General features: G+C 47.9%; 9 protein-coding genes. 3 read left to right on the forward strand and 6 right to left on the reverse strand.

The window, feature by feature from the left end; all coding sequences use genetic code 11:
* Positions 1 to 90: 90 nt before the first annotated feature.
* The 3 genes from KWJ01_RS09560 to KWJ01_RS09570 all read right to left on the reverse strand — a co-directional run bounded on the left by KWJ01_RS09560 (position 91) and on the right by KWJ01_RS09570 (position 4,420).
* On the reverse strand, positions 91 to 1,701 hold the full coding sequence (locus tag KWJ01_RS09560; RefSeq protein ID WP_224996312.1) for a DUF885 family protein: 1,611 nt from the start codon (positions 1,699 to 1,701) through the stop codon (positions 91 to 93).
* Positions 1,702 to 2,284: 583 nt separating this feature from the next.
* A complete protein-coding gene (locus KWJ01_RS09565) occupies positions 2,285 to 3,142 on the reverse strand; it encodes an SDR family oxidoreductase (protein ID WP_224996209.1) in 858 nt (285 codons plus the stop codon).
* Between the two features lie 360 nt (positions 3,143 to 3,502).
* Positions 3,503 to 4,420: an NAD(P)/FAD-dependent oxidoreductase gene (locus tag KWJ01_RS09570; protein WP_224996210.1), complete on the reverse strand. Its 918-nt coding sequence runs from the start codon at positions 4,418 to 4,420 to the stop codon at positions 3,503 to 3,505.
* A 543-nt stretch (positions 4,421 to 4,963) separates the two neighbouring features.
* Between KWJ01_RS09570 and KWJ01_RS09575 the strand changes: the two genes are divergently transcribed.
* Both KWJ01_RS09575 and KWJ01_RS09580 read left to right on the forward strand, forming a co-directional pair.
* Complete coding sequence (locus tag KWJ01_RS09575; RefSeq protein ID WP_224996211.1) at positions 4,964 to 5,587, forward strand: GNAT family N-acetyltransferase; 624 nt, start codon at positions 4,964 to 4,966, stop codon at positions 5,585 to 5,587.
* Between the two features lie 230 nt (positions 5,588 to 5,817).
* Positions 5,818 to 7,038 carry a BamA/TamA family outer membrane protein gene (locus KWJ01_RS09580; RefSeq protein ID WP_224996212.1) on the forward strand — a complete coding sequence of 407 codons (1,221 nt, stop codon included), beginning with the start codon at positions 5,818 to 5,820 and terminating at the stop codon, positions 7,036 to 7,038.
* Between the two features lie 206 nt (positions 7,039 to 7,244).
* Here the strand turns inward: KWJ01_RS09580 and KWJ01_RS09585 are convergent, their stop codons facing one another.
* Entirely contained in the window at positions 7,245 to 9,101 is a 1,857-nt protein-coding gene (locus tag KWJ01_RS09585) for a DUF885 family protein (RefSeq protein ID WP_224996213.1), read from the reverse strand.
* A gap of 437 nt (positions 9,102 to 9,538) precedes the next feature.
* Here KWJ01_RS09585 and KWJ01_RS09590 point away from each other — a divergent pair, with 437 nt between their 5' ends.
* Positions 9,539 to 11,647 carry a T9SS type A sorting domain-containing protein gene (locus KWJ01_RS09590; protein ID WP_224996214.1) on the forward strand — a complete coding sequence of 703 codons (2,109 nt, stop codon included), beginning with the start codon at positions 9,539 to 9,541 and terminating at the stop codon, positions 11,645 to 11,647.
* Positions 11,648 to 11,895: 248 nt separating this feature from the next.
* Here the strand turns inward: KWJ01_RS09590 and KWJ01_RS09595 are convergent, their stop codons facing one another.
* Both KWJ01_RS09595 and KWJ01_RS09600 read right to left on the reverse strand, forming a co-directional pair.
* The gene (locus tag KWJ01_RS09595) at positions 11,896 to 12,912 is read right to left on the reverse strand and encodes an LLM class flavin-dependent oxidoreductase (RefSeq protein ID WP_224996215.1); all 1,017 of its coding nucleotides are present in this window, start codon (positions 12,910 to 12,912) and stop codon (positions 11,896 to 11,898) included.
* A gap of 337 nt (positions 12,913 to 13,249) precedes the next feature.
* Positions 13,250 to 13,657, reverse strand: coding sequence for a hypothetical protein (locus KWJ01_RS09600; RefSeq protein WP_224996216.1), 408 nt, complete (start codon positions 13,655 to 13,657; stop codon positions 13,250 to 13,252).
* Between the last annotated feature and the right edge of the window lie 37 nt (positions 13,658 to 13,694).

Here is a 13,694-nt window from a genome sequence, read left to right on the forward strand (position 1 = left end):
CGTATGAAAAAGGATCCTCAACTGACGGGGATCCTTTTCTTTTGGCCAAAGCTGGACAAGTTCTAACACCACAGCTGCCTATGCAAAGCTTTACTTTCCGGCATTTTTGCGTTTACCCGATGCTGGTGCTGCCAGATCAGTACCATAAAATTTCCAGCTGGTCTTGTAGTCCTGCGGCAGTTTTTCATTGAGGAGAATAGCCCTCACCATTTCTACAGGCATGCTGTTTTCCTGCATCACGGCATCATGAAACTGCTTATCCGTCATTTTACCACTCTCCACCAGCTCTTTGTGCAGCGCATAGAACTGCAGACCTCCCATCATATAGGCAATCTGGTAGAGGGGACCATAACGACCCTCAAAGGAACGCCGCACTTCGCCCTCGGCATTGGCCCGCTCATGCCCCACGCGCTCTACCAGGAAATCAATACACTCCTGCGGTGTCCATTTGTTGAGATGGTAGTTAATTGAGAAAATAATACGGGCACAGCGGTGCATACGCCAGAACAGCATGCCAATGCGGTCTTCCGGCGAACGTGGAAAGTTCTTATCCCACAGCAGCATTTCCCAGTACAATGCCCAGCCTTCTATCCAGAAGGGCGTGTAAAAACTTCTGTATGCCTTGTAGCGGTCATTCATAAACATCTGCAGGTGGTGGCCGGCAATCAGCTCGTGGTGCACCGTAGCACGGGAAAAGTGAGGGTTATTGCCACGCATGCTCATCAGCTTCTGTTCATGCGTCATGGTAGAGGTGGGATAAGAGATGATGAAGGTTTCTCCACCCAGGAAGAAAGGATTTACCAGCTGGCGCTCGGGGCTCATCATCTGCATACGCCAGGTTTCCTCTGCCAGGGGCGGTATTGTGATCAGATCATGCTGTTTCAGAAATGCTACTGACTGCTCATACAGCTCCATCATGGCCTGGGGCTGCTCACCAGCCGGCACATAGGTGTTCTTTACTTTTTCAAGTGCCTTATGCCAGTCGTCGCCAAAGCCTAATTCGCGTGAGGCTTTCAGCATTTCGCGGTCACACCAGGCGAACTCCCGCTTAGCCACTTCAATAAGTTCCTCAGGTGTATAGGGGATCATTTCGTACTCCAGCTGGCGCATCAGCTCCTCACGCCCTATTGGGTTGCCCACAATGCCACTTTTATCTACCTGCTGCCCTACAGCCGGCTCCTTGCCTTTTTTATCAGCCAGCTCCGCATAGGCAGTCAGCAACGTGTCTACCCGTTTATACGGCTCGGGTACCCACCAGGTAAAATCAGGATCGTAGTCGTAATAAAATTTGTATGTGCCGGTAAGCGCATCCCGTAAATCACTGATAACCCCATGCAGTCTGTACCCCAGGTCTCTGTCGAGCCGTTCCTCCTGTTCAAGTAAAGCCCGTGCCTTCTCAATTTCTTTTTCAAGGCTGTTCAATTCGGCTGCTACTTGTTTACCATCTGCATTGGCGCCCCTCCTGCGCGGCTTTTCAAGGGCGTATACCTTCTCGGCAAAAGGCACCCAGCGCTTTACCTGTTCATATTCATCTAGCGCCAGCTCCAGCGACTTTAGCTTACTTTCCAGGTCGCGCTGCAGCAGCAGGTAATCGACCCGCGCACCCGTGTTCAGGCTCTGGAAATCCAGGCTGTTTAGCTTTTGCTGATATTCTTTATAAAGTAGCAGAAAGCGCTGCAGGTACTCCGGAGAATTCTGCATATAGTAGAAGCGCTGCAGGCTGCCTTCATCTGCCCTTAGCTGCACCAGGAGTGGATGCACTTCACTGGATTGGCTGTAGAGGATGCTTGCTTCCTGCGCCCTGGCCTGGGGAACAACTACTAATAAAAAGGAGAAGAGTAAAAAGCTTAGCTTAAGAAGTGGAGGGAAAAGCGTATGCACGCCAGAAATATTTACTGTACAGGAAGGGCCAAAATCCGGGCCACACCCCTTAGGATAGTCGTAAAATAATGATTTCTAGTATAAATACTGCTTTTCAGGCGCCTCTTCTGCGTGATTCTATCCAGGCTCCCCAATATCGCAGCCAGCCAGGGTAGTTAGTATATTGAACCGACGCTACTGGAAATTCCTATTCTGAAGAAATGTAGCAGTGCTTAAGCCTCTGTAGAGATTACACCAGCAATTTATAATCACACGCCAAAATTAGGCACGGCACATGCGGATGTACATGGGCAATGCACCTCATTTTCATAGGTGCTCCTACCCAGGAAACAGCAGGCAGTGTAAGGGCTTGTTTTAAAAAGCAGCGGGTGTACCGGATAATCAAAAATTCACCGATTCAATATCAGCTACTGGCTTTGGTTTGTATATAATCCTCAAAGCTTAATTCACCCATGCGTGGCGCAATGGTATCGTGTTGCATAACTTCAACAATAAAAGCGGCCTTGTCATACATGTTCTTATCATACAGCTTCACCAGTGGAAGCATGGTTTTGACCAGCGCTATTGGCATGTGAAGAGCCTTTCTCCCTGGGTTTACTGTCTTTTGAACAATATCATTCAGCTGCTTCCTGGTATAGATAGTTTTACCACCTGCTTCAATTGTAGCATTGTGCTCCCCAATGGCCTCTACACAAATTCTGGCCAGATCGCCTTCGTATATAGGGTTGGTTTTTTTGTCACCTGCACCTATCGTAACCAGTCTTCCCTTTTTTGCCAGTTCTATCACATCTGTAAAAGCACTGAATACAGCTGGTGGTTTGATGATGGAATAATCAATGCCTGATGCTTTCAGCACTTCAGAAAACTCATGATGAACCTTAAAATAGCTTAGGGAGAGATACTTTTCTGAATGAAAGGCCGATAGGTAAACAAACTTTTTTACACCACTATTTTTAGCCTCCCGGAGAATGTTCCGGTTCCCCAAAAAATCAATGTCGTAAAACGTTTGCCTGCTGTTATCATTTGGTGAAACACTTTTACCCAGCGCAGAAACAACAATACTATGTCCATTGCAAATACCTGATAAGGAAGCAGGCTTAGTAACATCCGCAATAACAGTATTTGCGGCAAGGTAGGACAGCTGTTCTGCCTTGCTTCCATTTCTAACCACAACAGTCAGCTGGTACCCCTGCTGTTTAAGTTCTCTGGCAATTTCCTGCCCTACATGACCAGTGGCTCCAAATAGAATTACCTTTTTCATTCCTGCTTCAGACTTTACAGTTAGTATGCTGTTTTGATGTGCTTCCCACTTTAAGTATCACCACAAAAGCACCATGAGCTACAATACACAGCTGCACAAGGTCCTTCTACAATATCTTTTTAAGTTTGGAAGGTTAACACCCAGCAGAGTGGTGTCACAGCAACACCCCTCTGCTGCTTAGTCTGTTTTAGGGCACCAGGCAGCCATTATTAGCGATAAAGTTAACATCTTTAGCCATACCTGCAACAGCTGCCTATACCATAAAAACAGACTCCTGCCCAGTGCTATTCCCGAAGCTGATGTTGCTCCAGTAATAACTGCAGTGTAGTGTGCCGGGAACTGTTGATGGCTTAGCGCTGCTCAATGAGCTACAGCCTCACCCTCGCTGATCATCTCCATGTTGATGCCGGCTCCTGCCATGGTACCTGCAGCCACAGCCATAGAAACCGCACGCATTGGATTTGAATTGTCGCCGGCAGCATAAATACCCGGCACAGTGGTTTTCTGAAGCTGATCGACCACGATCAGTCCATTTTCTGTTAGTGCACAGCCCAGTTGTTCGGGTATGCCGCTCTTCTGCCTGAAGGGTATTCTTGCATATAGCACCGGCACGTCCAGCTGGCTGTCGTCTTCAAAGAAAACCTTCTTCAGCTGCCCCTGGTAGTGCTCAAAATGGCTGATCTTTTTTTCGATGATCTCTATGCCTTTATTTTTTAACAACGCTGCCTGTTCGGGCTTCAGGCTCGAAGGGCCATTGGTGAGGAGCAGGAGCCTTTTTGTCCAGTGATTGACAAGGGTTGCCATGTGAACAGCAACATCTCCGTTTGCCAGTATTGCTGTTTTCTGCCCCCTCACTTCATAGCCATGACAATACGGACAGTGGATAATGCTTTTACCCCAGCATGCTGCAAAGCCTTCGATCTGCGGCATTACATCCTCCAGACCTGTAGCAAAGAGCAGCTTCTTTGCCATAAAAGCGGCCCCGGCTTCTGTCTCAATCCCAAACCCCTCTGGGGTTCTAAACCCCCTGGTAGCAACAGCATCTATAAACTGAATGCCAGGGTAAGCCTGCACCTGTTCTTTTGCCAGTTGGCTAATGGCCTGCGGAGTTTTTCCATCCTGCGTAATGAAGTTATGCGAATGGGGTGTTTGCCTGTTACAGGGTTTGCCGCTGTCAATTATCAACACCTGCCGCACAGATCGTCCTAGTGCCAAGGCAGCAGAAAGCCCTGCATAGCTTCCGCCGATAATTATTACATCAAAGCTACTTTTCATCATAAAAATTGATTTTAAACCTGGAAAAAGTGTAGTCTGGTGCAGCAGAATACCGGTAGCACCCCGTGCATTGTACTAAAAATCTAGCAGAGCTTACCAGCTACTTTCAGCAACCTTTATTTCATGAGGCAATTTAGCACAGCTTTCTTAATTTGCAACAATGTTGCAAATTAAGTTTATAAGCATCTTCCAGAGCTGCCTGCTCTTTTGCATAGCAGGGTAAGCTCCGGTTTTCCAGTATTGCCTGTTTCCCTGATCGTTGCCCAGGCCGCTCTTTTTTGTGCCAAAGCTGCCTCTACCTTAAAGCATAGCACATACGGCATTACGCATTGGCATGAATAGAACAAGCTTTCTGCTCAACAAAGGCTTTTTCACCGAGGCGGCAAAGCAATGCATTAAGAGTGAAAACTAAAGGCAGGCTGAATGCGCTTGCACACAAATAATAAGTCATTAAATTGCTGCAGCACAGCAATGGCTGGGAACGGAAGCCCCCTAAAGGCATCTGTTCTATCGGGTATCAGACTGATATTTTAACCCTTTCATCCCATGTTATCTTATACAATTGCCGATAGTAAAGAGGATCTGTTGGGCATTTCAAGCCTGCAAAAAGTTAACCTTCCTGCATCTTTAACAGAGGAAGAATGCAAAAAGCAGGGGTTTGTAACAGTAAGCCACACCTATGAGCAGCTGAAAGAGCTGAACGACATCGAAAAGCACATCATTGTAAAGGATGGGCAAAAAGTTGTTGCCTATGTGCTTGCCATGACCGAGCAGTCTAAGTACCAATTACCCATCCTGGTACCCATGTTCGAACTGTTTGACAGCATCACATTCGCAGGCAAAACTATATCAGCCTATAAATATATTGTTGTGGGGCAGGTTTGTATTGATAAAGGGTATAGAGGCCAGGGTATTCTTGAGCAATCGTATGCTACCTACAGGAAACATTTTGCCGGTAACTACGATTTTGCCATCACAGAAATTGCAAGCAACAACCTGCGCTCACTGCAGGCACACAAAAGAATCGGTTTTATAGAAATCCACCGCTACATTTCACCCGAGAACATAGAATGGTGTATTGTGCTGTGGAATTGGAGGAACGACAAGCAACTGGCTGTTAAGGCAGAACAGCAGACAGCAGATAATTCCCAGGGTATTCACCCACTGTAATCCTGGTGTATATAACCTGCAGCTACCCCTGCTGCTGCTGTTAGAGAATAGTTGCTGGCTACCCAAAGCCGGTAATGGTAGCAAAAAGCGGTGCAGACAAAAAGCTCCGCCTCACAGTACTGGCAAATTAATACTCCGGAACCAAAACAAGCAGATAAGCTTCTGCATTCTGTATTAGTGTTATATCGTTCACTGCAGATAAAAGCTTGTTTCTGCTTGTTGCTAGGTTCATGAAAAATATAAAGAAGTCAGGAGCAATGCCTGCCTGGCAGGACTTGTTTTTTAACATTTACAAAGGTTCAAATCCTGATTTTGCAGTCAGTATCATCAGCTTTGCAGCAATAATACTCCTGCTGTTAATAACAGTTGCTCCTGCCCACGCCCAGAAAGCAAACCTGTTTACCCGTTACTGGAACAGCCTGGTAAATGATACCACTGAAACTTCCAGACCCAAGTTTCTTATTTACCCTACCCTGGCCTATGCGCCCGAAACCAGCTGGGAAATTGGGTTGAGAAGTCTTTATGTCTATTATGCCAAAAGGGATACAACTAACCGGTTGAGCGAAATAAACGGCTTTACCTTTTACACCATTGAAAATCAATACGGCCTTTGGTTCGACCATGCCTTGTACTCTCACCAGGATAAATGGATTTTCCCCGGACGCCTGCGGTTTCAAAGCTTTCCCCTGCTCTATTTTGGCATAGGGCCTGATTCTCCTTCTGATCATATTGCCCAGGTAGATAACACCCTTATACAAATAAGGGAAAGGGCTCTCAGAAGAATATACCCTAACCTGTACCTGGGGCTTGAACTTGACTTCCAGAGCTTAAGCGCTGTTGATTTTATAGCTGCAGGCAGCGAAAATATTGAGCTGCCGGCTGGCAGTACGGGATCCACCAACCTTGCATTTGGCCTCGGACTCGTCTACGACAAACGCCACAATGTACTGAATGTCAGGGAAGGAATCTTTTCGGAGCTGGCTTTCTTAAGGTACGACAACAGCTGGGGCAGTGATTTTTCCTGGTCCTCTATCCTATCCGACAACCGCTTTTATAAAAGCATTAACGAGAGAGATGTGCTGGCAGCCCAGCTATTGGGTCAGTTTAACAGAGGCACTGTACCCTTTAACCAGCTGGCGCTGATGGGAGGAGAAAGCATTAACAGGGGCTACTACTATGGGCGTTACCGCGATAAAAATCAACTGGCCGCTCAGCTGGAGTATCGTATGCTCCCGTTTTCTTTCGCCAAAAGATGGGGTGCAGCCGTATTTGGCAGCACCGGCACTGTTTTCGATAGTGTTAAAAACCTTACCATCAGTGATTTTGTATGGTCGGGTGGTGGTGGCGTCCGTTTTCTGATTTTCCCTAAGAAAGATATCTTCACCCGGCTGGATGTAGCTTTTACCAGGGAAGGACCCGGTGTATACATATTTATCGGCGAAGCTTTTTAAGCACCAGAGTAAATGCAGCCACAAATACTCCCACTGTTAGTAACAATTGGCAGCAGAGAAAACAGTTCAATAAATACAAAAAGCTGGCTGTGTTTAGGGCATAAAGCCTTTACCACCGCCAGCTCTTCTTTCTGTAATGAGCAACGTGCACAGAGGGTTTAAACCTGGTGGCTGGCAGGTGCTTTACCTGCTTTGCGCCAGACTAATTAACCTCTCTTTTGGGCAACCCAGTCATTTACCATATCTTCCAGAATATTCAGGGGAAGTGCTCCATTGGTGAGCACCACATCATGGAATTCCCGGATATCGAAACGGTCGCCCAGCTCCTGTTTAGCCCCTTCACGAAGTTCCAGAATCTTCATCATACCAATTTTATAGGCTGTTGCCTGCGATGGCATTACTATGTGACGATCTACCATGCTGGTTATTTCTGATTCCGGCGCGGAGGCATGGGCACGGTAATAATCGAGGCCCTGCTGGCGGCTCCATTTTTTGCTATGGATGCCAGTGTCTACCACCAGGCGGCAGGCGCGCCACATTTCCATGTTCAGGCGGCCAAAGTCGGAATAGGGATCCTGGTAGGCACCAATTTCCTTGGGTAGTAGCTCGCAGTACAAGCCCCAGCCCTCGGTATAGGCTGTAAAGCCACCAAAGCGCCTGAACTTAGGAATTCCCTGCAGTTCCTGGGCAATGGCCAGCTGCATATGGTGCCCCGGAATACCCTCGTGGTAGGCCAGGGCCTCCATTTCCCATTTAGGCATAGCTTTTATGTTGTACAGGTTGGCATAGTAAATGCCCGGTCTTGATCCATCCGGGGCCGGCGAAGAATAAAAGGCTTTGCCGGCAGACTTTTCGCGAAAAGGTTCCACTGCTTTTACTATCATATCGGCTTTAGGCTTGGTGAGGAATAGCTCATCCAGGCGCCCCCGCATGTTGTTAATGATTACCGTGGCAGAGTCGAGGTATTGCCTGCGGCCTTCCTGGGTATCGGGATAGAAAAAGCGGGGGTCTTCTTTGGTAAAAGCAAAGAACTCCTGCAGGCTACCACTAAAGCCTACCTGCTGCATGATCTTTTTCATCTCGCCTTCAATGCGGGCCACCTCGCTAAGACCAATTTCATGTATCTGGTCTGCAGTGAGGTTAGTGGTGGTAGTTCCTTTTAAGGCTGCATTATAATAATCGGCCCCTTCCGGAAAACGCCACACCCCTTCTTCCATAGGCGCTCTTTTTTCCTGCTCAGCCAGGAAAGCAATGAGCCGCTCATAGGCTGGTTTTACAGAATTATTCAGCGCCTGCGTTGCTTCCTGTACCAGGCTTTTCTTCTGGCTATCGCTTAGCGCCTGCACCGCATTTACCTTTTTCTGAAAATCTTCCAGCAGCGGGCTGGTGGCTGTGGATTTATCGAAGGGCGCACCGCTGATTACATTGCGGCTGTCGCTAAGCACCAGGGGGAAGAGAAACTTTGGAAGTACGGCCCCCTGCTTTTCATTGATGGTCAGGTTTTCGATCACACCATCCATCAGCCCATTTACTTTTGAAAGGCGGGCAATATAAGCCCGGGCATCTTCTTCGTTGGTGACCTGGTGAAAGTTGATGAGAAAAGCCGGAATGGTAGACTGCCAGCCGAACATCTGGTTTAGAGGATAACTGTAGTGCCTGTACTGGAAAGCTTTGCTTGCCTTTTGGGCCTGTTCTTCCCAGATCTTATAGCTTAGCCTCGTAGATTCATCCAGGGCATTATAATCGATGGAATCGCGCAGGTACCGCAGATCTGCCAGAAGCATTTCCTGCTCCCGGATTGCAAACACATCCGATACGTCATCCCACTGGTCCTGGTTTTCTTTTATTCCCAGCTGCGTTTGCCGCATAGGGCTGCGCTCCAGTGATTCGTTGAAGGTTCGCTCAAAGAAGTTATTGGCTTTCTGTGATTCTGCCGTTATCTGTTCGGTACTATATACTGGGGTGCTTGTTGTGGTGCTTTCAGTTTGTGTGCTTTGCGGTGAGGAACATGCACCTCCTAACAAAAGGAACAGCAATAATGAGTGTATCTTTTTTACTTTCATGCTGATGAATAATTACGATCAATGCCCGTAATATCGGTGCATTTTTTGAAAAGGAGAAATTTCACCTGATACGCCCTATACTCATAAACAGCTAGATACCTGCAGCTAGGGCAGTACCAAAAATGATAATCCAACACCATAATGCCCGCCTATTGTGTTTAAGTTCAGGTACTCCGAAGAGCTTTGATAGCAAATGACTACATAAGGGTGCTGCAGCTTCTTTTTAATCAAGACAGGCAGTTTTTTTTCTGTAGCATTCGCTGAATTATTCATTTGTGCCGGAGACTTTCGGTCGCGGGCTTTCCCCTGCTGCTGTGCTTTTTTTTTTCAACAACCAGGCTATGTGAGGGTTACCTTTTAGTATTCATTGATTTTTTCACCAATAAAAAAACCAAATGCATAAACTTTTATCTGCTTTTTTACTCCTTTTTCTTTTCATGGCAGCAAACCCAGCAGCTGCTCAGAGCATTAAATTTATCGTAACAGATGCCAACGACGACAGCAATGCCCGTGACGCCAACCCAGGCGACGGAGTCTGTGAAGATGGAGCCGGGCGCTGCACGCTCAGGGCAGCCATTGATGAAGCCAATGCCAGTGACGGGCTGGATGTAACCATAGTAATTCCGGGCTTTTTACCGGGTGGCAATTCCGGGAACTATACCCTGTCGCGGGTAGCCCCAAACGATGCCGACAATACCTATGAGAACAACAATAACTACGGCGACCTGGATGTAAACGGCAGCTTTAGCTCTCTGCTCCTGCAGGGTACCGGAACGCCCGGACCTACCATCAGCATTAGCCCCAATGACCGTATCCTGGATCTGGTCTCGGGCAGCCCGGTTACTATTGAGCGCATTCACTTTACCGGAGGTACGGCCCGTGCAGGTAAAAACGGAAATGCCGACAACTCCGGACCCAATGGCATAGACGGTCAGGATGGTGAAGATGGTGGTGCCCTGCGTATCGGGTCGGGCCTTACAGTAGACATGGACCAGGTTACTTTCAGCAGCAACTTTACGCAGAGCGGCGGCAATGGTGCAGCACCTGCCAGCTCTATTGATCTGATAGATGGTGGCAACGGCGGTAGTGGCGGTAATGGTGGTGCTGTTTTCATTGGTCAGGATGCCGATGTAACCATTAACCGGGCAACCATTTCCGGTAACGGCACTGGCGACGGTGGCAGTCCGGCTACTGGCCAGTCTGATGGAGCGCCCGCCGATGGTGGCCGGGGCGGCAATGCCGGCAATGGTGCCGCTATTTATAATGCCGGTACCTTGCGGCTTACCAACTCTACCATTACCGATAACCTGGGTGGCGATCCAACCAGTGGTGCTGCAGGCGTTAACGGCGGCGAGCGCGGCGAAGACGGAGAAGGCGGCTCCGGCGGCGGTATTGCCCACGCCCGCTATATTGATGGCGAAGAAGTAACAGAGGGTTCTTCAACCATCAAAAACAATATCATAGCCGGCAACTCTGCTGGTGATGATACCGAAAACGGCAAGCAGCCAGGCACCGATTTTTACGATAATAAGGGTGGAAAAACCTTTACCTCGGAAGGCTATAACCTGGTGGGCACCAAAAATGCTTCAGGTGCCTTTCGTTTGAAAGAGGGAGATGAAATTGTCAAGGGAGATGTGGGAATCAACCCCAGGCTCAACAGCCTGAACCAGAACGACGACGAAGCTGTACCCACCCGCTCATTGCAGGCAGATAGTCCTGCCCTCAATGCCGGTACCAATACCACAGACAATAATTTTGATGCACGCGGCTTTATCCGTCCGCAGGGTGAGCAGGCTGATAAGGGTGCCTACGAAGCCAACAGTGAACGCATGCAGGCTTCCCTGGAGATTACTGATTTTAACGTTGGCGTTACCGAGGAAAACCTGGTAGATAATGATATAGAATTCGTTGAGATCACCAACACCGGCAATTACCCTGTTCAGATGGACGATCATGTTGTGGTAGGCTTTGGCCCTGATGATATCTCCTGTATTTCCATTAACCTGTACGGAGAGCTGCAGCCTGGTGAAACTTTCAAAATTGGTGATCCTGCCTTAAAGAGCATTGATCATCAGATTCAGCTGGATTATGTTGGTGGCTGTGGTGATGGAAACAACCAGTTTTCTGATCAGGAGGGATCTCTTGCCGTGTACGAAGGCGGAACCAGCAGCATTGGCACCGGTTTTGAAATAGGCAATTATGAGGCAGTTAGAAAAGACCTGCTAAGGTACACCAACAGCCTTGCCGGCAGCCGTACCAAGCCTTTAGCAGACAAGCAGGCCGCCGCCGGTAGCTTTACGGCCTATCCTAACCCGCTGTCGCAGGATGGACTGTGGCTGGAGTTTCCTGCCATGGAACAAAAAGAAGTAGTAAGGGCTTACATTTCTGACCTTAGCGGCAGAATTTTGGCAGCAAAAGCTTTTACTGTAGAAAAATCAGGCAGCAGGCATCACTGGAATATGGAGCATGGCGAGTGGTCTGGCGGCATGTACCTGCTAATCATTAAAGGGGAGCAGACCAACCTGAGATTTAAGCTGATGAAATAGCAATTACACATATAAAACGGCCATAGAGCATATTCTATGGCCGTTTTTCATTTATTTAAATAAGTGTAAGGGGTAGTTACTTACTCAAAAATGAGAATCCCCTCTAAGGCTGAAATCACTGCTACCTACACCAGCAGTCCTGCTCACAAACAAAATACAGCCTTCGTGCTGTATCCGGATATTGCTGCCAAGGGTGCTGCACTAATTTAATCACTTCCCGGCAAGGTGGTGCAGGTGTAATATTGATACTACACCACTTGGGATTCCTTCATGATGTCGGCAAAAAGCCTGTAGGACTTCACCCGGTCCTGGTGATCATAGATGTGCGAAACCACCATCAGCTCGTTTACACTGGTTTCCATCAAAAATTCCTGGGTCTTTTTCTTCACTGTTTCCTTGCTGCCAATAAAGGCGTATTTTAGCATGCGCTGAAAAGCAGGATTCTGCGCCAACTCTCTTATTTCCGGCGTAGGATCAAAGGGCGGCTGTATGTAATCCGGCTTGTTTGTCAGTACACCCAGCATCATTTTGATCAGTGAGGTTGCTAGTTTTTCGGCCTCGGTGTCGGTATCGGCTGCAATTACATTGATGCAGGCAATGGTGTAAGGCTCCTGCAAATACTCCGAAGGCTGAAAATTATTGTAATATATGTTCAGCGCCTCAAACAAATGTGTAGGAGCAAAATGACTGGCAAAAGCATAGGGCAATCCTTTTTTTGCTGCCAGCCAGGCACTGTCGGTGCTCGACCCTAAAATATATATGGGCACTTCTACACCCTCGGCTACCGTGGCTCTTACTTTTGCGCTGCTGTTTTCTGTAGAAAAGTACTGCTGAATCTGGCTTACTTCTTCAGGAAACTGGTAGACTGCCTGCATTCTGTCGGAGCGAATGGCATGAGCCGTTACCTGGTCTGTACCGGGGGCCCTGCCAAGGCCCAGGTCTATGCGGTTGGGAAACAGCGAGCCCAGCGTACCAAATTGTTCGGCAACAATCAGGGGCGAATGGTTAGGCAGCATAATGCCACCCGAACCAACCCTGATTTTACTGGTACCACCGGCTACGTGGGCAATCAGCACCGATGTAGCTGAACTGGCAATGCTGATCATGTTATGATGTTCGGCAAGCCAGAATCTTGTGTAACCAAATTCTTCAGCACGGCGGGCCAGGTCTAAGCTGTTTTCAAAAGCATCGGCTGGTGTAGCACCTGCTGCCACAGTAGCCAGCTCTAATACTGAATAGGGTATGTTCTTTAAGTTTGTAGACATGTAAAATAACTATTTTTTATTTACTGCAGCCATTTCAAAAACTTCCCCGCAATTTAGTGTTGCAACTCCGGAATCACTCCCTTTAACAGCAGCAATTACGATTTTAGCAGCGGGGCTGCCTTTGTCAGCTGATAGTTTTCAAACTCTGGAACAAATTTCTATCCCAATTAGTCAGCTGCCTGAGCTTTTTTTCCTCTTTTCCCTTAAAGGAGGTACGCTAACCAAAAGAGATACTAATGAGCCCATCGCAGGTTCATTAGTATCTCCCAGACTTGAAATAGCAGCGTGAGGTGCCCTGGATTTCATAGCAGGATGCTGCCGCAAAACCCGCAAGCATCTATGCCATAACTGCCTGGTGGCTTTTCTTTCGGTCATAGATTAAGCCCCAGCTGGTCCAGAGTGCTGCCAGCCCGTCGCTAAAGCAAATGATAAAGATGCTGGCAGGTACCAGGTTCTGGAAGTAAAAGAGCGTCATGATAAGAATGCCCCCTACATGCCCAATTACTTTCCAGGTATAGAAGGGAACAAAATTATGCCTGCCCATCTGCACATAGTAAAATCCCAGCACCAGGGCTAGTAAGCCTGCCATGCGTATGCCTGTTTCTGCTCCCGGCGAGAATCCCATCATCTTCAGGGTGCCTTCAGGATCGATCGTCATGCTTAATCCATTCAGGATCACGTAAACGCCCCAGCAAAGGGTACTTAGCGCCGCCTGGCTTTTTGGTTTTAAAAGAGTTGTTTTCATAAAAGTGGTATTAGTGGTTATTAAAAATTTTCCATTG

The sequence above is a fragment of the Cesiribacter sp. SM1 genome, from assembly GCF_020178975.1.
GTDB lineage: Bacteria > Bacteroidota > Bacteroidia > Cytophagales > Cyclobacteriaceae > Cesiribacter.

Bases quoted from the DNA above. Each gene is read 5' to 3' on its own strand.
- KWJ01_RS09560 (WP_224996312.1), bottom strand. From the start codon at position 1,701: ATGCAGAATTCTCCGGAGTACCTGCAGCGCTTTCTGCTACTTTATAAA.
- KWJ01_RS09565 (WP_224996209.1), bottom strand. From the start codon at position 3,142: ATGAAAAAGGTAATTCTATTTGGAGCCACTGGTCATGTAGGGCAGGAA.
- KWJ01_RS09570 (WP_224996210.1), bottom strand. From the start codon at position 4,420: ATGATGAAAAGTAGCTTTGATGTAATAATTATCGGCGGAAGCTATGCA.
- KWJ01_RS09575 (WP_224996211.1), top strand. From the start codon at position 4,964: ATGTTATCTTATACAATTGCCGATAGTAAAGAGGATCTGTTGGGCATT.
- KWJ01_RS09580 (WP_224996212.1), top strand. From the start codon at position 5,818: ATGAAAAATATAAAGAAGTCAGGAGCAATGCCTGCCTGGCAGGACTTG.
- KWJ01_RS09585 (WP_224996213.1), bottom strand. From the start codon at position 9,101: ATGAAAGTAAAAAAGATACACTCATTATTGCTGTTCCTTTTGTTAGGA.
- KWJ01_RS09590 (WP_224996214.1), top strand. From the start codon at position 9,539: ATGGCAGCAAACCCAGCAGCTGCTCAGAGCATTAAATTTATCGTAACA.
- KWJ01_RS09595 (WP_224996215.1), bottom strand. From the start codon at position 12,912: ATGTCTACAAACTTAAAGAACATACCCTATTCAGTATTAGAGCTGGCT.
- KWJ01_RS09600 (WP_224996216.1), bottom strand. From the start codon at position 13,657: ATGAAAACAACTCTTTTAAAACCAAAAAGCCAGGCGGCGCTAAGTACC.